The sequence below is a fragment of the Pseudomonas sp. JH-2 genome (assembly GCF_036231725.1).
In the GTDB taxonomy this organism is placed as follows: domain Bacteria; phylum Pseudomonadota; class Gammaproteobacteria; order Pseudomonadales; family Pseudomonadaceae; genus Pseudomonas; species Pseudomonas delhiensis.
In genome coordinates this window covers 96,217-114,734 of record NZ_JAZAQP010000001.1, presented here as the reverse complement: position 1 = coordinate 114,734, position 18,518 = coordinate 96,217, and the positions used below count along the sequence as shown (strand labels likewise).

The 18,518-nt window shown below is 63.3% G+C and carries 12 protein-coding genes and 1 pseudogene; 3 read left to right on the top strand and 10 right to left on the bottom strand.

Annotated features, from left to right (window positions below):
- Window positions 1-6 precede the first annotated feature (6 nt).
- On the top strand, window positions 7-879 hold the full coding sequence (locus tag VV867_RS31095; protein ID WP_442964994.1) for a methyl-accepting chemotaxis protein: 873 nt from the start codon (window positions 7-9) through the stop codon (window positions 877-879).
- A 176-nt stretch (window positions 880-1,055) separates the two neighbouring features.
- Complete coding sequence (locus tag VV867_RS00465; RefSeq protein ID WP_328565349.1) at window positions 1,056-2,573, top strand: hypothetical protein; 1,518 nt, start codon at window positions 1,056-1,058, stop codon at window positions 2,571-2,573.
- A 259-nt stretch (window positions 2,574-2,832) separates the two neighbouring features.
- On the opposite strand, the gene VV867_RS00460 is transcribed toward VV867_RS00465, so the two are convergent.
- From VV867_RS00460 to tnpB, 8 genes are all read right to left on the bottom strand, one after another.
- Complete coding sequence (locus tag VV867_RS00460; protein WP_275628464.1) at window positions 2,833-3,492, bottom strand: DUF799 domain-containing protein; 660 nt, start codon at window positions 3,490-3,492, stop codon at window positions 2,833-2,835.
- Complete coding sequence (locus tag VV867_RS00455) at window positions 3,492-3,863, bottom strand: DUF4810 domain-containing protein (protein ID WP_109937292.1); 372 nt, start codon at window positions 3,861-3,863, stop codon at window positions 3,492-3,494. The genes VV867_RS00460 and VV867_RS00455 overlap by 1 nt, the downstream gene beginning before the upstream one ends.
- A 30-nt stretch (window positions 3,864-3,893) precedes the next feature.
- Window positions 3,894-4,571, bottom strand: coding sequence for a CsgG/HfaB family protein (locus VV867_RS00450; protein WP_089390279.1), 678 nt, complete (start codon window positions 4,569-4,571; stop codon window positions 3,894-3,896).
- Between the two features lie 606 nt (window positions 4,572-5,177).
- Window positions 5,178-5,543 carry a type II toxin-antitoxin system RelE/ParE family toxin gene (locus VV867_RS00445; RefSeq protein ID WP_109935956.1) on the bottom strand — a complete coding sequence of 122 codons (366 nt, stop codon included), beginning with the start codon at window positions 5,541-5,543 and terminating at the stop codon, window positions 5,178-5,180.
- A complete protein-coding gene (locus VV867_RS00440) occupies window positions 5,540-5,821 on the bottom strand; it encodes a type II toxin-antitoxin system ParD family antitoxin (protein WP_109935957.1) in 282 nt (93 codons plus the stop codon). The genes VV867_RS00445 and VV867_RS00440 overlap by 4 nt, the downstream gene beginning before the upstream one ends.
- Window positions 5,822-6,216: 395 nt before the next feature.
- The gene (locus tag VV867_RS00435; RefSeq protein ID WP_328565348.1) at window positions 6,217-6,489 is read right to left on the bottom strand and encodes a hypothetical protein; all 273 of its coding nucleotides are present in this window, start codon (window positions 6,487-6,489) and stop codon (window positions 6,217-6,219) included.
- A gap of 184 nt (window positions 6,490-6,673) precedes the next feature.
- Window positions 6,674-7,141 (bottom strand): hypothetical protein, encoded by a 468-nt coding sequence (locus VV867_RS00430; protein ID WP_139210169.1) that lies wholly within the window; start codon window positions 7,139-7,141, stop codon window positions 6,674-6,676.
- Between the two features lie 93 nt (window positions 7,142-7,234).
- Complete coding sequence (gene tnpB, locus VV867_RS00425) at window positions 7,235-7,447, bottom strand: IS66 family insertion sequence element accessory protein TnpB (protein WP_244906817.1); 213 nt, start codon at window positions 7,445-7,447, stop codon at window positions 7,235-7,237.
- Window positions 7,448-7,934: 487 nt separating this feature from the next.
- On the opposite strand from tnpB, the pseudogene VV867_RS00420 reads away from it, so the two are divergent.
- Window positions 7,935-8,264, top strand: a pseudogene (locus VV867_RS00420) (IS4 family transposase); the annotation flags it as partial.
- Between the two features lie 50 nt (window positions 8,265-8,314).
- Here the strand turns inward: VV867_RS00420 and VV867_RS00415 are convergent.
- Together VV867_RS00415 and VV867_RS00410 are read right to left on the bottom strand one after the other, a co-directional pair.
- Window positions 8,315-8,911 carry a hypothetical protein gene (locus tag VV867_RS00415; RefSeq protein WP_089390057.1) on the bottom strand — a complete coding sequence of 199 codons (597 nt, stop codon included), beginning with the start codon at window positions 8,909-8,911 and terminating at the stop codon, window positions 8,315-8,317.
- Window positions 8,908-18,516: a hemagglutinin repeat-containing protein gene (locus VV867_RS00410; protein ID WP_328565347.1), complete on the bottom strand. Its 9,609-nt coding sequence runs from the start codon at window positions 18,514-18,516 to the stop codon at window positions 8,908-8,910. Before VV867_RS00410 ends, VV867_RS00415 begins: the two co-directional genes overlap by 4 nt.
- Between the last annotated feature and the right edge of the window lie 2 nt (window positions 18,517-18,518).

Genomic DNA, 18,518 nt, shown 5'->3' with positions numbered 1-18,518 from the left:
CAGAGCATGCAGCGCATGAGCCACAGCCTGCGCGACCTGATCGGCGGCATCCGCGATGGCGTGACGCAGATCGCCAGCGCCGCCGAAGAGCTTTCGGCGGTCACCGAGCAGACCAGCGCCGGCGCCAACAGCCAGAAGGTGGAAACCGACCAGGTGGCCACCGCCATGCACGAAATGTCCGCCACCGTGCAGGAAGTGGCGCGCAACGCCGAGCAGGCCTCCCAGGCCGCCTCCGCCGCCGACCGCGAGGCCCACGACGGCGACCGCGTGGTGAACCAGGCCGTGGAACAGATCGAGCGCCTGGCCGGGGAAGTGGAACGCTCCGCCGACGCCATGCAGCGCCTGGAACAGGAAAGCGAGAAGATCGGCAAGGTCATGGACGTGATCAAGTCGGTGGCCGAGCAGACCAACCTGCTGGCCCTCAACGCCGCCATCGAGGCCGCCCGCGCCGGCGAGGCGGGCCGCGGCTTCGCCGTGGTGGCCGACGAGGTGCGCGCCCTGGCCCAGCGCACCCAGCAGTCCACCGAGGAGATCGAGGCCCTGGTCGCCGGCCTGCAGAGCGGCACCCGCCAGGTCTCCAGCGCCATGCTCGGCAGCCGCGAACTGACCGCCAGCAGCGTGGCCCTGAGCCGCCAGGCCGGCGAATCCCTGGGCAGCATCACCCGCACCGTGTCCAACATCCAGGCGATGAACCAGCAGATCGCCACCGCCGCCGAACAGCAGAGCGCCGTGGCCGAGGAAATCAGCCGCAGCGTGGTGAGCGTGCGCGACGTCTCCGAGCAGACCGCCGCCGCCAGCGAGGAAGTCGCCGCCTCCAGCGTGGAACTGGCGCGCCTGGGCGGGCAACTGCAGACGCTGGTCAGCCACTTCCGCGTGTAAGGCTGGCCAGGGAAGCCACGAGCCCCGGGGCTCGTGGCGCCTTCGGCCGCCGGTTCCGTGACGCACAGCACAAAGGAGTCTTTCCCAGGCGCTTTTCGGACTCGTCCTAACTCCAGCCCATGACGAAGCGAGCAGTCTCCCAAGGCATCCGGAGAACCGCATTCCAAGAGCTTCGCATGGACGAAAACGCAGCCGAACGACACCCCGCACCCTTCAACGGGCAGCCCCTGGCCGGCCGGACCCGCGCCCTCTACCAGCACCTGGTCGACCTGTGTACCGCGCCCCTTCCGGCAGCCGCGCGCCTCAAGCAGCTGGAGCGTGCGCGGCCGGAAGTCTTCGAACTGGGCCGCGGCCTCGCCGGCTTGCTCCAGCACCGCCAGGGCGTCGGCGAGCAACGCCGGGCGGACAAGGCGGCGAAGCTGATCACCGCCCTGCACCGCCGCTTGATCCAGGGCTACTGTGGCCTGGCCCAGGCCGAGCGGGCCAAGCCGCAGGTGCGCGCATTGCTGCTGCAACGCGCGCTGCGCAGCGCCCAGGAAATCCACTGCTACGCCCTGCTCGACGGCCAGCAGGCGCCCGCCGGCCTCTGGCGCCTGCTCCACCGCCTGCACGCCAGGGCCCGCCAGCTGTCGCTGCAGGCCATCGAGGTGGACGACCCACAAGCCCCGGACGCGCGAAGCCAGAGCCTCGCCCGCGGCTACCTGGCGGCGCTGCTGCTGGCGGGCTCGGGCCCGCTGGAGATGCCGCGGGAAAGCCTGCGGCTGCTGATCGAATCCCTGGATGCCCTGGCCACGGCGGCGCGCCTGGAGGGCGCCCGCGGCACGGACCGCTGGATCATCGCCAGCGACCAGGATCGCCCGTTCCTCGACATCCCCGCCAACCCCGAGGGCCGCCTGGCGCTGCGGCTGGACGAAGCGCTCGAGGCGATAGGCCATTTCAAGGGTTTCGGCGGCGCCGGCCAGGGCTTCGACCTCAAGGCCCACCTGCAGCGCTGCTGGAGCGAAGAGGCACCCGGCCCCACCTGGGAGGCCTGCCACGGCTTCGCCGCCATCCTGGCGCAGTTGGGCGCCCCCCGCGAAGAAGCCGCCCTGGATGCCCGCCATTTCGCCCGCCAGGCCATGCCCCAGGACGTCTGGGCGATCCATGGCAACGCGCGGGTCGATCTCGACGAAATGGTGCCCCACGAGGACCTCATCGAGTTCACCCCATCGACGCCAACCACTCCCGAGCTGCCGCCGCCCGGCCTGCTGAGCGGGATGACGAAGAGTCCCCGGGGCGTTTGCGCGACATGGAGCGGCGAGGCGGCCTCCCGGCCCGCGGCCGGCGACCTGCTCGGCATCCGCACCGCGCCCACGGCGGACTGGCGCCTGGCCCGCGTCGAACAGGTGGCCCCGGCGGGTAACGGACAAGCCACGCTGAGCCTCGCCTGGCTATCGAAACAGCCCCGCGCCTGCCGCATCACCCTGCTCGGCAAGCTGCAGGAAAGCGCCACCCACAACGCCCTGCTGCTGGACGACGCCGGCGCGAAACGCATCCTCTGCCCCAGCCTGCCGCTGGCCAGCGGCAAGAAGTTGCGGGTGGAGGACGGGGCGGACCGCTACCTCGCCCTGCTCGGCGCAAGCACGGGCAACGGCGCGGAGGCGCCCTGTTTCGGCTTGAGACGGCTGGCCCTGGGGATCGAAGCGAGCCAATGAGAGGAATGGGCGGCAAGCCATTCAGTCGGAGCTGCCGCAGAGGCCGTGCAACCATTTCGCAGCGCTTCGGAAACGTCTGATTGCCCAACGGGCCCGCCCGGCCGAAAGTGGGCAGGCTCTTGCTGAGAGCGGATCGGCCATGGCAGGGACGCCGGACCGGTCCTTACCCACCGCAGCGAAGCCGCAAGGCCCTGAATTCCAGGCCCCGCGAGGCCCCGACAGATCATGCGGGCGCGGCGGCCGCCACGCCCGCAATCACTCAGTCGGTGCCGTACTTCGGCGAACGCGGGCCGTACAGCAGCGCACCCGGCTTGCCGGCGGAGAGCAGGCGCTGGCTGGTGACGCCGGCGATGGGGTAGCCCGCATCCTCCTGGGCGCTGCTGATGATCTGCTTGACCGCCGCCGTGATCAGCATGCCCAGCAGGCCGCCGTTGTTGTTGCTGCTGCCCTCTTCGCTGGAGGCGCTGGCGCTGCCCGTCCACAGGGTGGCGCCGGTCTTCAGGTCCACCAGCTTGGCCCCGGCGGTCACCACGGTGGCGCTGCTCAGCACCATGTAGCTGGTGCCGTACTGGGTCACGGTGATGTACAGGGCCGCATCCGCGCCGAAGATCTCCTGCAGCTTCGCCGGCGACACCGCATGGATGTCCGCCGGCGTGCCCAGGCCGTTCTGGCGGAAGGTCTCGGCCACCAGCGCCACCGGCAGCACGTAGTAGCCGGCCTCGGCGAGCGGGAAGGTAACCTGCGAGAGCATGCTGTAGGTCGCCTTCACGTCCGGCGAATCGTTCAGCGGCGGCAGCACCAGGATCGAGCGCGGCCGGGCCTGCTTGTACGCGGAATAGTCGACGGTCTTCTGCGGCGCGCAGCCGGCCAGCAGCACCAGGGCAAACAGGGCCAGCAAGGCCTTGAACGGGTTCGACATCACTGGCTACCTCCCTGCCGGGCGTTCTTCAGCAGAAAATCCATATAGGCCGCGGATTCCGGGAACAATGCCTTCTCGGTGTTGAACTGCTGGACCATCTGGTCGTCCTTGCCCAGGCTCGAATACAGCAGGCCCAGTTGCGCGTGGTAGCCCGGCGGCACCTTGCCGTCGGTGGATGCGATCTTCTGCAGGTCGCGCTCCAGCGCCTCGGCCTGCGCTTGCTTGGCATCGCTGGTGAAATAGTCGTGCACCTGCGACTGGTAGCTTTCCCACTGGTACAGGGTCTTCGGCGAGGAACACCCGGAAAGCAGCGCCAGGCCGGCACAAGTCAGGGCCGCGAGGCAGCCCCTGGAAACAAAGGTCCTACCCATGAACATCATCACTCCCTGTTCTGTCTCGGGTTAATGCGCGGGGTTCCAGCTGCCGCTGTCCACCGCATTCACCAGCTTGTTCACCGCCTCGCGCATGGCCAGGTCCAGGACCTTGCCGTTGAGCGTGGAGTCGTAGCTGGCGGTGCCGCCGAAGCCGATGATCTCCCGGTTCGACAACTCGTACTCGCCCGCCCCCTGGGTGGAATAGACGACCTCGGAGGTGCTGATGTTGACGATGTTCAGCGCCACCTTGGCATAGGCCACCTGGGTCTTGCCGCGGCCGAGGATGCCGAACAGCTGGCGGTCGCCGACTTCCTTGCGACCGAACTCGGTGACGTCGCCGGTCACCACGTAGTCCGCCCCCTTGAGCCGCTGGGCCTGCCCCTTGATGGCGGCCTCCTGCTGGATCTCGCTCATGTTGTCGCGGTCCAGCACGTTGAAGCGGTTGGTCTGCTGCAGATGGGTGATCAGGATGGTCTTGGCCTGGCCGCCAAGGCGATCGACGCCATCGGAGAAAATGCCGCGCATGTAGCTGGAACGGTTGTCGAACTTGCCCACCGCAATGGGCGAACGCACACCCGAATAGGGCTTGCCGACGCTCTCCACCTGCTGCACCGGCAGCGCCCTGGAACTCTCCGTGGCACAACCGCCGACCATCAGCAGGGCGGCGGACGCCACCCCCAGCAGCAACCCCTGGGACATCTTCATCTTCACGTTGCACTCCCCTCGCAAATCCACCAAACCGGGCCGCCGGCAAACACCGGCACCCTCCAGTCAAAGGCCACGACGGATCCGAAGCTCCTGCGCACGGCACAGCCGCGCTCGAAAGACACGCAGGAAGGGAAAGCTCGAGGATGGAAAACGGCGCCGTTACAGGACGTAGCGGCAGGAAGGGCGGGAAGCGGCGAAACAAGACCTGGCATCCAGCCTGTGGGAACGAACCGTATCCCGTCGATCCTTCGAAAACATCGTGTTACCTGAGGTGGGCGATTAGAGCACAATCATTACGCCATCATCCATGCCAGGTGCCTGAAATCAGAAGTGTCTCAAGAAATTCCCGGCATGCCCGGGATAGGGCGGGTAATGGCGGCCTTCGAAGGGGGCTGGCGAGAACCTGCCAAAGCAGGACCGGTACCGGCAGGAGCGTCTGGCCATCCCCAGCCGCACAAGCGAATGCAGCTCGGTAGCACCCGTTATCCACAGCCGGGGCAGAGCCGGACCGAGCACTTCCGGGCGTGATCAGCCGATAGCGGGCCGGTGTCTGCGGCTCTCTTTATCCTTGAGAACCATCCAACCCATTTGCTCTTTGGCCATTCAGCCTGCGGGGACTTTCTGCAGGTGCCTTTCGACCTCCATGGCATCGTGAAGGATACGAACGATCTCGATGACCTGGTCGTGGCCCAGCCTGTAGAAAACGACGTGGCGGGGACGGTCTACGCGGCCGTTTGGAGCCTCGGAGCGGCAGTAGAGCAGGTGCAGGCTGCGCAGCCCGGTCTCCAACTGCTCCCGAGCGATACTCCCGGCCCTCTCGGACTCTGCTGGCAGCGACACGAAGGCCGCCCGTAGAAGCCCCTGGTAACGACGGCGCACGTCCTCGCCAAACTTCACCTGGGTGAAGCGAAGGATATCGATGAGGTCAGTCTGCGCATCCAGGGACAGGCGGAATCTGGTGGCGCTCACTGCCTGGAGCTCGCCAACTGGCCCAACTCTTCCAGGTATTCCTCGAGCTGTGCTTCGGAGGCAATCTCGACGAACCGACCTGTCTCGAGCTGCATGATGCCGCTTGATGTTGCGTTACGGAGAGCGACGAGCTTGGCGGACTCTTCGGCCTCGCGCTCGAGGAGCAGACGTAGGCCGGCACGCACGACCTCACTGAAATTCTGGTAACGGCCTTCGCTCACGAGGTCATCAATGGATTTCTCCATGGACTGAGGCAGAACGACGTTGTGTGTGGCCATGGCACTCTCCAAGGAAAGCGACTATGGCGTTTTATGCCATGAAGCTTATGGGAATGCAAAAACGGCGTATGCCTGATATCACGGTGCCTTTCGGGAGAGAAGGGGACGAGAAAAGGAGAAAATTATTTAAGCGCTCTAATTCTGCCTGACCGATCAGTTTTAGAGTAGAAGAAATAAATCTATCCTCTTTTCGCTATCCTTCTCCACTTACCCCTGAGCGACTGTAACCCGGCACAAAAGATCACTCTCATTAAACTGAAAATTAACCACAACCCCCCACTTCTGATACCTTAGCCACTTCCCTACATAGCCAATTAATAAATCTTTTTTTCCACCACCTGCCATTGCAGGCTGGCCAAGAAAACTCAAAACACTCTGACAAGTAGATAGACCATTCAACCCCCATACAACTCTCCATTGAAGGCAGAGTATCCATCACTAGCCTCAACATAAAAATTTATATGATTTAGTAATTTTCTTCTGAAACCCACCTCAACTCCCGAGCGAGTAAATTTATAGTACTTTGTCGCCCCTATCGGGTCATTATACTCATCAGGATCAGACGAAATACATGAAACCTCCCCAATAACTTTCTCCAACTCTAAAAAATCGGATGATCTCTCAACCTTACCAATAGCAGCTATAGATTTATCCCATACACTTATCACTTTACAACTCCAGCCTGACGGCTCCTATCAATGATCTGCTTTATTGCCTCTTCAACCTGTCCAGGGTCATAGCCACGCTCAATAATATTTTAAAATGGGACAGATTTATTTTTCACACTCTAATCCAGCCCAACCAGTTGACTTTAGAGCATGGAAAATAAACCCGCCCTCTTTCCGCTCATACTCACGCAAAAATACAATTATAGTCATACATATACTTGTCGTACTCGTCCATACTCCAAACATGGCCGTCCACTCTATCCACCCTAATTTTTCCCCCGGCCCTCTCCCCTGTAGGATCCGAGATAGAAAAACTCCAATACAACGGAGTGAAATTACCTACTCTCAAGTCATTCCCCGCCACCTTAAAGCCCTTAGCCTCTGCATACTCCTTAGCCAAAACCAATGCCTCCCTCCTATCAATATTCAAGCTATCTCGGTATCGTACAGGGACACTAAGCACTCGAACCCCCTCATTGCGCAGATCAACAACCACTCGCACCAATCTAAATCTCTCAACATTCACCCCCAAGTAACCAGAGTAGCATTTCTGAGAGTCAAAAATGAATTCCCTGTCAAATAGCTTAACAAGCGACATAGTCTTTGATCCGACTACTGGTCCAACATACAAGTCACAAATTTCAGAAACCATGGAGTTATTTACCCTTCACAATAACGGCTTTACCAGTTAGCACCTTCTCTAAGTCACCCACCAGAGAAAAGGGGACGAGAAAAGGGGACAGATTTATTTAAGCACTCTAATCCTGCCTGAGTGATCAGCTTTAGAGTAGGAAAAATAAAGCGGCCCCCTTTCCAGGAAGACGAACAACACCGGGTCAAACACGGCCACCTTGATATCCAACTCCACCAGGGCCGCCAGACCATCAATGGACTTACGGAGGTCCACTGGCTTCGGATAGAGATAGACAGCTTTGACCTTGGCGTCCGGACGCATCATGACGGAGCTTCACTGGGAAAATGGGAGCCCAGCATCCGCAAGCGGACAGTTCAAATGAAGGTGGGGTTTGTGGAGCGCTTACCTTGTTCTTGCCGTCGAGCTTCTGGGTGTTGGCCGCCACTTCCAGGGTGATGTCGCGGTTGGCGGCCAGTAGCATGTCGTTGCCGGCCTTGATGCCTTGCAGCGCGGAGAGCCGGTTGTCGTCCTCGTGCTTGGCCTGCTTGGCGGTCTGGTAGCCCGAACTACCGAAGAGCGCCAGGGTGAGGCTGACATCACGGCCCTGGATCAGTCAGTTGGCTTTGTCTTTATCTCTGAGTTGTTTTTAAAGAGCAGTGCCTATTTGAAAGCTCAACTCGATGCCCCCTGTTGCATTCAGCTCCTACAGCTTTCCTACTTGGGCTCGGTATGTTCTTTCAACTATCACAGTAGACTAAGAGCAGCTTTTCTTCTTCAGGATCAATCAATTAATGCTTAAGTAAGCACCATTAAAATCTGGGTTTACCTGCTGGCACACAACCTGATCCGGCTACTCATGGTGCAATCGGCATTAATGGCGGACTATTTGCCGCGTGAACTGAGCTTCAAGCACAGCCTGCAGCTATGGCTGGCATGGCGACAGTTCGATGGTCCGGATATGGACGAAAGCCTTCAGAGGTTACTCATTTTAATCGCCCAGCAGCGCGTTGGCAGGCGGCCTGGGCGGGTTGAGCCACGAGCTCTCAAGCGAAGGTCGAAACCTTATCCATTGCTGACCCATACACGCCAATCTGAGCGCGCCAAAATCAGGCGAAGCGGTCACCCAAGGCGGGCTAAGTAAGCGCCATTCAAATCTGCCTCTTTTCGGCCATTTTCGTTTTGACCAAGAAACTATTGCATGAAGCGAAACTTCCAGTAATCACTCCCATCAACCATCCAGTACCTCTCGCCATCAGGGATCAAATAGCAAAAATCTATATACTTCGCACTCCAACCAGAATGAGCCAAGTCCTCATGAACTCTACCATAATCCATATGGAAAAATATCTCTCTATCAAAATTCACATAGAAACTCGGAAGGGCGACTGCAACAGAGTTCACACTAGAAAAATCTTTTTGACTTAATTCAACACCAGACAAGAGATAGCCCTCAACCCTTCTATGCAGATCTTTACTCAACCCGCTTTGAAGAAACAAGTTCCCAATATCCTCCAAGGATAACACCTGTCGATCCTTTCCCATCAGGTAACTCAGAAAATTATCAGCAGTAAGCTTAAGAATTCCCCCTCTAAAATTCACACATGCCTCAGAATACTGCTCATTAGTTATATAACCCTTTTCTAGATACGCACGATACTCTTTCTCAGCATCCAAGCTAAAATTAAACTTCTCATCAACGACCCAGAAACACTTACCTGAATGAACAAAAAAGCAAATGCTTTTTTCCCCATTCCACAACTCCTCATGTAACTTTTTCCAATTCATCAATTGCCAAACTCCCGCAAGAATTCATCATGAGAGTACACACGTGCATTACTTGAGTGTTTTTCAAGAACTGCTTCCCATACCTTGGGGAGCTCTAATGCAACGCCCGGTTGATTTGGATCCACAATTTTAGGAGCCGATGGGTCTCGCGGGATCCCCGGGACAGGTCGTTGAGGTATCGCGCTGGACATTATTTGATTATGAAGCTCGGCATCTACTTCAAACACCACCACTGTTCCGTCCGGACGTTTGTTACTTAAAAAATAGGTAGCATGATCAGAGTTCCCGACACTTACACAAAGCTGCCCGGAACACCCAGGATTGATTCTTATACTACCATCAGCATTAACTGTAATACGATTCTGACTTGAGGCCACTCCCGAACCACCACCTTCAACCCTGAAATACTTCTCAGTCTTTGGTCGCCCCGAGCTTACTACGACACCATCAGCTACCGTCCCATAAATCCCCAACCCGTTGAGGATAGCCGTAGCTCCCCACAACACCTGCTCACCAGTGCTAGGCACCGCACCGGATATAGGATTCGCTCCCCCCGCTGCACGGTAAATCTGACAAGCTACCGCTGCTACGCCAAAACCACCGCAGCCAACATCGAATGCATCCGCAGTCCATTGCTTAAGAGAAGCATCTGCTTGAGCACTAACACTCTGCTGGCGTGCTGCCTCTATCTGAGCCTGTTCGTCCGAAGCCGGGACCAGTTGCCACTCCTTGCCCTGATCGGTAGTCAGCACTTGGTCTGTTACCTGGCAGAAGCCATTCGACGAACCCACGCAACGAATGATATTCCCAGGCGTGGTCTTGACCGTATTCTCTGGCCCCATATCTGACGCGGGAGCGAGTAGCTCAGTCTCCAACACACTACGACCTTTTTCCCGCAGGGCCTGGATGTCCTTGCGCAGTTGCTGGCAAAGGCCACTGTTAGACGCACCTCCCTGGCAATCGCGCTGGTACTGCACCTCCTTCAGGTTCAGGCTGATTTTCTCGTCAGTGGAAAGGTGATTGTTCTCCACTGCATTCTTGCCAGCCTGAGCTCCCGCTATCGCGCCAGCACTATCACCTGTCAGAGCCCCGCCAATTAATCCGGCGGCGAGGGAAGAAAGCGCCGAGACCGTCTGCTTTTCGCTTTCTGTCAATTGCTCGGTTTTTTTGCCTGGATACAGCTGGGCGGCAATTAACTCGCCGGTTGCAGCACCAGCAGCACCAGCCGAGGCAGAATTTCCCTGCGCCTGGGCAACGACAGCACCCAATACCGCCTGGGCCATGATCCTCGCGGCGTCGTTGCCTGCGGTCTGCTCCTTGATCACGGAAGCCAGGTATGGCGCTGAGGCTCCGGCCAGTGCGGAACCGATATCGCCGCCAGCCAACCCTTGCAGCGCCGCCGTGACTGCCTGAGCCACCTGCTGGTACTTGCCGCCAGTGCCGAAGTCCTGCATTGCTGCCTTGTAGGCAGCACTGTTCTGGATCTGCTCCCGGGTCGGGTTATGGATCCCACTCTTGGCTAGCTCTTCTTTCGCCGCATCACTGGCCTTGATCTCCCCCTGCGTCCGCACGATATCCATCGCCTGGGTACCGATCTCGGCGATCAACTGCACCTGCTTCAGCCGGTTCTGTTCCTTCTCCTTGTCGAAGATCGGGCTGATGCTGCCGTTGGCGTGCTCGACGTCGCGGCTCAGGCTGGCCACGTCCTGTTGCTGGCTGGCCGGGTCGCGGATTTCGATGCTGCCGCTGGAGATGGCCGAGCCGGTGGTGCCGCTGGCGCTGTCGCCGTGGTTGTAGGCCACCAGCATGCCGCTGGGCATGTTGCTGATGAACTTGCCGCTGCCATCGCTGCCGCTGCTGAGGCTGACGCTCTGTTGCTGGCTCTTGTAGTCGGCCTTATTGTCGATGCTGCTCCAGCCCAGGGTGCCGGTGCTCAGGCGGTTCTTGTCGGCTTCGGCGGTGCTGGCGATGACGCTGCCGTCCAGTTGCGTGTGGTTGCCCACGTCGATCTGGAAGCCGCCCTTGCCGGCGTAGAGGCCGGTCTGTTCCTGCACGCTCTTGTAGTTGGAGTCGATCTTGCTCTGGCTGGCACTGAAGCTGGCGCTGCCGCCAGAGCCGATGATGGCCACGCTCGCCCCGGCGGAGACGTTCTTCTGCCTGGCGTCGTAGTAGTCGCTGTCCTGCAGGCTCTGCAGCGTCAGGTCGCGGCCGACGTTGGCGATGATCTGCTCGCCGTTGACCTGGGCGCCCTTGAGCGTGGTGTCGCGGCCGCTGACCAGCTTGACCTGGTTGCCGGCGTCCAGGGTGGTTTCCGTCCAGGTGGTGCCGGTGCCGACTTCCTTGCCCGAGCCCTGGTTGGCGTTGGCGAAGATGCTCAGGCCCACCCCGTTGTCCGCGGAGTACCCCACGCTCACGCCAACCGCGCCGCCGCTGCTCTTGTTCTTGCCGTCGAGCTTCTGGGTGTTGGCCGCCGCTTCCAGGGTGATGTCGCGGTTGGCCGCCAGCAGCACGTCGTTGCCGGCCTTGAGCTGGCTGCCCTGGATGCGAATGTCGCCGTCCTGGCCCACCTTGCCTGCGCCGGTGGCGAGGATGTTGAGGTTGTTCCCCGCGGTCAGGCTGCTGCCCTGGCTGACGCTCTGCTCCTGGGTCTGCTTCGAGCTGGACTTCTGCGAGCCGAGCGAGGCGCTGATGCCGAAGAACTGGCTGGCGCCACCGCCCTCTCTGCCCTGCTGCGCCGCCTGCCAGGCCTGCACGCCGGTCAGCCCGGCCTTGATGCCTTGCAGCGCGGAGAGCCGGCTGTCGTCCTCGTGCTTGGCCTGCTTGGCGGTCTGGTAGCCCGAATCCATGGCGCTGCCGACACTGCCGGAGAGCGCCAGGGTGAGGCCGCTGGTCTTGCTCTTGTAGGTCTGCTCGCTGCGGTTCTCGTTCTGCGCGGCGAGGATGTCGACGTTCTGCCCGATGAGGTTGATGTCCTTGCCGGCGACCACGTCGGAACCGCGGATGGTCAGGTCCTTGCCGACCTGGATGTCGACGTTGCCGAGCACGCTGCCGATGGTGCTGCCACGGGTCTGTTCGTTGTGGTTGGTCTGGGTCGCCTGGGTGCTGGCCGAACCGAGGGTGAAGCCGAGCCCGCCGCTGCTCATCACGCCGGATTTCTTCTTCGACTCGGCGTGGCTGGTTTCGCTGGTTTCAGTGGCGCCGTCGATCAGCACGTTGCGCCCGGCCAGCAGGCTGGTGCCATTGGTGGAAGCCACGTCGCTGCCGCTGACACCGATGTCCTGGCCGGCGCGGATGGCCACCTTGTCGGCGCTGACCAGCGAGCCTTGCTGGGTGGTGTAGAGGGAAGTGTCCTCGGTCTTTTTCTCCGAGCTGGAGAGCAGCCCATGGCTGCGCTTGGTCTTGCTCAGCGCATGGCTGTCGGTTTCCGCCGCCGCCTGCAGGTTCACGTCACGGGTGGCGTAAAGGTAGGCCTCGTTGCTGGCGCTGATGGTGCTGGCGGTCAGGTTCAGGTCCTGCCCGGCGCTGGCCACCAGGTCGCCGCCCGCCGTCAGTTGCGCGCCGAGCTGGCGGGTCTGTCCGGTCTGCTCGACGGTGCGGGTGCTGCTGGTCTTGCTGCGGACTTCGACGCTGGCGGCGTCTTCGACAGCGCGGAGGTTGATGTCGCGGCCGGCGGCGGCGGTCAGGTCGCCCTTCGCGCTCGCCTGGCTGCCCACCACGTTCAGGTCACGCCCCGCATCCAGTACCAGGTCGCCTCCGGCCGTCAGGCTGGAGCCGTGGTTCTGCGCGACCGTGGTGGTGGTGACGTGGTGCCCGCCCTGCTGGATGTCGCGCAGGCGGCTGGCGTCGGTCACGGCTTGCAGGTTGATGTCGCGGCCGGCGCCGAGGTAGCTGTCGCCGCCGCTGGCGAGGCTGCCGCGGTTGGTGATGTCGCGGCCGGCGTCCAGGCTGAGTTCGCTGCGGGCGCTGATGCTCGCGCCGGCGTCCAGGAAGCTGCGGTACTCGTCGCCGCCGATGCCGGCGGTAACGGCGGTGCGATCGTTGACGATGTCGCCCTTGAGCGCGGTGAGGTCGACCTGGTCGCCGCGGATCTGCCCGGCCAGGGCATTGCGGATACTGTCGCCGGCCAGCAGGCTGACGCGTTGACCGGCATCCACCAGGCCGCCCTGGAGGATGCTGCCGCCCGCCGTCGCCGTGAGGTCCTCGCTGGCGCGCAGGGTGCCGACGTTGGTCAGGTCGCCGCCGGCCATGAGGTTGAGGTCGCGGCCCTGGATCAGGCTGCCGCCGCGCAGGTTGCGCGCGTCGGTCTGGGCCAGGTAGACCACCGGGACCAGCACCTGCTGGCCGTCGACGACGCGGGTTTCCATCCAGACGATGTCGTGGGTCAGCGCCGCCACCTGTTCGGCGGAGAGGCCCACGCCGACGCTCAGCTGCAGCGCGTCCTTGGCGGCCAGGGCGTTGTCCATCAGGTATTGGAACTGGTCGTAGTCGCTGGTCAGGCCGTCGAGGAAGCGCTGGCCGGTCTGGGCCTGGATGGCTTCGCGGATCAGGCGGGTCTCGTAGGCGCCGTCGCCCAGGCGCTTCCAGGCCTGGTCCGGGTCGAAGCCGAGCTTGCCGAGCAGGTAGTCGGAGTTGAGGAAGCGCCCCAGGTCGGTGAGCGCCGGGTTGGTTTCGATGAGGTAGTGGCTCTGCGGGTCCGGGCTGCGGATGAACATCCCGTACTGCCCCTGGGGCAGGCGGAAGGTGTCGGCCGCCGTCGGGTCCACGGCGGCGAAGGGCACGCCGGTGTAGTCGACCGGGATGAAGCTGACCTGCTGGCTGCCGTCGGCGGCCGTGTGCGTCACGCTCTGCACGGTTTGCGGCCCGCGCGCCTGGGCGTCGCTGGACTGCTTGTTGAGAGTCAGGTTGACCGTGCCGAGCTGCCCGCCCAGCAGGCTGCCAGCCAGTTGGCCGGTGAGCTGGGCCTGGCTGTATTCGCTGACGGTGCCGTTCTGCAGGTTGTGCGCCACGTTCAGGGTAACGCGGTTGCCGGCCTGCAGCGTGGCCGGCGCGGACTGGGCGCCGTCTTCGCTCCAGCTGACGACCGGGGTGCCGATCGCCCAGCGGTCGCCGTTGTAGATGGCCCAGAGCTGGTCGTACAGGTCCTGGTCGAAGGTGCCCGCAGCCATCTTGTTGTTGAAGGCGCGGGCCAGGTTTTCCATGGCATCCCACTGGCCGGTGGGGATCTTGCCGTAGTCGCCCGGGACCACGTTGATGACCACCACCTTGTTGCCGGTGCGCGAGGTGTTGCCCTGGTTGAGCAGCGAGTTGGCGTTGATGGTCAGGTCGCCGTTGGCGGCAATGGTGCTGTTGCGGTTTTCCACCGCATCGGCATCGATGCTCAGGTTGCCCCCGGCGGTCAGCCAGGCGGCGGGGCTGTTCTGGGTGATGCGTTCCTCGATGGTTTCGCTGACGTCGATCTTGCCGCGCTTGAAGGAGTCGTGGCCGCCGCAGTGCTGGCCGCACTGCACATCGAATTCGCCGAAGCTGGTGGTCTGCTCGAAGGCGAAGACGTCGCGGGTGTTTTCCAGGCTCGCCACATTGAGGTGGATGTCGCCTTGCGCCTCGATGGTGCCGGAGCGGTTGCTCAGGCTCTGCGCCCGCCCGCCGTCCTGGCCGGCGAAGCTGAGGTTGCCCTGGCTGTAGAGGTCGCCGTAGCGGTTGCTCAGGCTGGCCGCGCGCAGGGTCATGTCGCCGCCGCTGAACAGCAGGCTGTCGGCGCCGTTGGCGATGCCCTGGCTGGTGAGTTCCAGCGTCCCCAGGGCGCCGAGGGTGCCATTGTTGTTCACTTGCGCGGCGCTGGCGCGCAGGGCCTGGTTGGCGATCAGCCAGCCCTGGTTGTTCAGGTTGCCGGCGAGGCTGAGCCGGGTATCCAGGCCGCTGGCCAGGCGACCGCCCATCTGGGTGAAGTTGCCGGCGTTCAGGGTGAGGTTGCGCTGAGCGGAAAGCAGGCCGGCGTTGTAGGCGTCGCCGCTGAGGGTCAGGCCGAGGTCGCCGTCGCTGAGCAGTTCGCCCTGGTTGTTCAGGTAGGCGGCCGTCAGGGTCAGGCCGCCGGCGCTGGCGATGCGCTCGCCGGCGGCGAGGTCCAGCCCCTGGTCCACGCGCAGGTCGAGGGCGCCGTTCAGGCGCATCTGGCCAACGCCGGAGAGGCTGCCGAGCTGCCATTGCCCGCTGCCCAGGCCGGTGAGCGAACCCGCACCGACCAGGCTGCCCCCGCCCAGGCGGAACAGGCCGGTACCGGCATGCTGAATCTGCCCCTGGCCATTGAGCAGGGTGGTGCCGCTGTTCAGTTCGAAGGCCTGGCTGGCAACGCCGATGTTCCCGCCCTGGTTGTTCAGCTGGCCGGTGCTGCGGATGTGGCTGCTGTCGCCGCCGAGCGCGCGCAGGCGCCCGCCCTGGCTGTTGTCCAGCGACCCGCTGTCCAGCTCGAGGGTGGTGGCCGATTCGATCAGGCCGCCCTGGTTGTTCAGGGTATCGCTGCTGGCGAGCACGACACGGCTGCCGCTGAGCTGGCCACCGCCGTTGTCCAGCGTGTTGCCGGTGACGCTGAGGTCGCCCTTGCCGAACAGTTGGCCGCCCCGGTTGACGAGGTTGCCAACCACCAGTTCGAGCTTGCCGAGCAGGCTGGCGATGATGCCGGCCTCGCCATTGACCTGGCTGTTGTCCAGGTTCGCGGCCGTGATGGCGACGCTGTCGCCCTGCACGGTCCCTGCCTGGTTCTGCAGGCTGCCCGCCCCTAGTTCGACGGTTACATCACCGCCCTGGGCATGGACCAGGCCCCTTTGGTTGTTCAGCGAAGCGGCCGTCAGGGAAAGGCCCGCGGCGCCCGCCAGCAGCCGGCCGGACGCGGAGTTGTCGACGCTGCCGGCAAGCACCTCGGTCCGCTCGCCACGCAGGGTGCCGCCACGGTTGTCCAACTGGTCGACGGCCTGGGTGAACAGCAGAGCCTGGTCGCCTGCGTCGATCAGGCCGGTAGCATTGTTCAGGACGCCATCGAGGCTGAGGCGCACCTGGTCGCCATTGCCGACCACGGCACCGCCCTGGCTGTTGTCCAGATTGCCGCCTTCAAGCTCGACGCGCTGGCCAAGCACTACGCCGCCACGGTTTTCCAGCTGCGGCGCTACGAGCCGCAGGCCGGCATCGCTCTGGATACGGCCCTGGTCGTTGGACAGGCGCTGCTGCGCCGTGAGCACCAGGCCTTCCGCGCCCGCCACCAGCAGACCCTGGTCGCTGTTGTCGATGCTGGCGGCATTCGCCTGGACACCGTCGCCCACGATACGGCCGCCGCGGTTGTCCAGCGTCCCGCCGGCGCGCAGCAGCAACTGGGCGCCGGCCAGGGCTCCCTGGCGATTGTCCAGGCTGCCTGCCGTGACATCCAGGTTGCCCTGCACCGATTGCAGGCGCCCCAGTGCGTTGTTCAATGCCTGCGCCACGGTCAGCTTCAGCAAGCCGTCGGCGCTCAGCGTGCCGCCGGCGTTGCTGCTGATGCTGGCGAGGTCGGCCTGCAATGTGCCACCCAGCAGCAGGCCGTTGGTGTTGTCGAGATCGCCAGCGCCGAGGACCAGTGCCGAGTCGGCCTGCACCCGCCCATTGCGGTTGGCCAGCGCCTGGGCATTCAGGCTCAGGCGCTCGGCGGCCAGGCTGCCGCCGCTGTTGTCCACAGCCCCTCGGGCGGTCAGTTCAAGCGTCTGCGCCAGCAGCTTGCCGGCGGCGTTGGCGACGCTGCCGACATCCAGCAGCAGGGTGCCGCTGGCCTGTCCCAGGCCCGTTCCGTTGTCGAACGCGCCACTCAGGCGGAGGTCGAGGTCACCCTGCTCCGCGCTGAGCACGCCACCCTGGCGGTTGTCCAGGCTGCTGCCGGCGAGTTCGATGGAGTCGCCGACCAGGGTTCCCGCCCGGTTGTCCACGGCCCCGGCTGTCGCCCGCAAGCCTTGCGCGGCCTGGAGTTTGCCGCTGGCGTTGTTCAGCGCGCCCTGGCTGTTCAGGACCAGGTCGCCGCTACTGGTACCGATCAGGCCACCGGCGTTATCGATGCGCTGCGCATCGATCCGGGCGCTGCCAGCGACGATGCGGCCCTGCTGGTTATCCAGCGTGCCGCCGGCGAGCGTCAGGCTGCCGCCGTTCACTTCCAGGCGACCGGTGCGGTTGTCCAGGCTGGTGAAGTTCAGGCCGGCAGCCTGGCCATCGCCGAAGCGGACCAACCCGCCCAGGTTGACGATGGCGGGAGCGTCGAGCAGCAGGCTCTGCTCGCCGATCAGCTGCGCGCTGGCGCCAAGGTTGTTGAACTGGCGGGTGCGCAGCGAGACTTCGCGCCCCTGCAGTGTCCCGCGGTTATCCAGTTGCTGGCGGGCGTCGACGCCGATGCGGTCGGCATAGGCCTGCCCTGTATTGTCCAGCGTGCCGGCGGCCACGCTGAGGTTGCCGGTGGCGTCCAGCCGGCCACGGTTGCCGACGCTTTCGGCGACGATATCCAGGCCTTGCCCGGGGATACGCTGTTCCCCATCGATGCCGGCGACGATCTGTCCATCGTTGTTCAGGGTACCGGCCCGCAGTTGCACGCCCTGCCTGGCGGCCAGGCTCTGCGCATTGCTCAGCGCACCGCTGGCCTGCACGCTCGCGCTGCCGCCGGCATAGGCCGGGCCATTCAGCGCCACGTCCTGGCCCTTCAGCACGAGATCGCCGCTGGCCGCCACCTGGGCCAGTTCCAGCTTGCCGTTGGCGTCGATGCGGATGTCGCCGGCGCTGGCCGCCATGTTGCCGGCCAGTTTCACGCCCACGCCCTGCTCGGTGCCCACCAGGCGGATGGTGTTGGCGTACATGCCGCCCAGCGCCGCGCTGTCGATGGCCAGTTGCGGCTTGGCGCGGCCGTCGTCGGCCTTGGCGCTGGCGGCCAGGGTCTCGGCATCCACCTGGTTGCGCCCGGCCACCACGGTCAGTTGCTTGGCGTACAGGTCGGCGTTGAGTTTGGCGCTGCGGGTAATCAGCTCGAACTGGTCGAGGTTGCTGGCGTTGAGCCCGGCGCCTTCGATGGCGATTTCGCCGCCATTCACGTCGTAGCCCTGCAGGCGCTCGCCGGCCAGGATCGGCTTGCCGGTGGCGAGGGTGGCGCGCGGGGTGTTGATGAAGCCGCAGCCGTTGCAGGTGATGCCATTGGGGTTGGCGACGATGACGTGGGCGCCCTGCCCCGCCACCTCGGTGTAGCCCTTGAGCTGCGAGGGGCTGCCGCCGGTGACTTCGTTGAGGATCTTCTGCGCCGCCTGGCCCTTGAGGTTGGGGTTGCCGATGATGATCCCGCCCAGCTGGGTACTGGCGGTCTTGCCGGTGGCGTTGTTGAGGATCAGGCCCTGCTGGCCCACCGAGTAGTCGCTGAATTTGTTGTGCGACAACCCCGCGCCATTGGGCGTGGCGATGTTGACGATGGGCACGCCGTTGCCTGCCGCGCCGAGCTGTGTGTTGCCACCGGCGGCCGCATCCACCGCCAATTGGGCAGCGGCCGCGACTATGGGGTTGAGGAACAGGAGGCCGGCCAGGGCGCTGGCGATGGCCTGGTGGAGGGGGCGGCGGATGTCCATAT

Coding starts and splice junctions, on each gene's coding strand:
- VV867_RS00460 (WP_275628464.1), bottom strand. CDS start 3,492: ATGTCGAACCCGTTCAAGGCCTTGCTGGCCCTGTTTGCCCTGGTGCTG.
- VV867_RS00450 (WP_089390279.1), bottom strand. CDS start 4,571: ATGAAGATGTCCCAGGGGTTGCTGCTGGGGGTGGCGTCCGCCGCCCTG.
- VV867_RS00455 (WP_109937292.1), bottom strand. CDS start 3,863: ATGGGTAGGACCTTTGTTTCCAGGGGCTGCCTCGCGGCCCTGACTTGT.
- VV867_RS00410 (WP_328565347.1), bottom strand. CDS start 18,516: ATGGACATCCGCCGCCCCCTCCACCAGGCCATCGCCAGCGCCCTGGCC.
- VV867_RS31095 (WP_442964994.1), top strand. CDS start 7: ATGCAGCGCATGAGCCACAGCCTGCGCGACCTGATCGGCGGCATCCGC.
- VV867_RS00430 (WP_139210169.1), bottom strand. CDS start 7,141: ATGGTTTCTGAAATTTGTGACTTGTATGTTGGACCAGTAGTCGGATCA.
- tnpB (WP_244906817.1), bottom strand. CDS start 7,447: ATGATGCGTCCGGACGCCAAGGTCAAAGCTGTCTATCTCTATCCGAAG.
- VV867_RS00440 (WP_109935957.1), bottom strand. CDS start 5,821: ATGGCCACACACAACGTCGTTCTGCCTCAGTCCATGGAGAAATCCATT.
- VV867_RS00465 (WP_328565349.1), top strand. CDS start 1,056: ATGGACGAAAACGCAGCCGAACGACACCCCGCACCCTTCAACGGGCAG.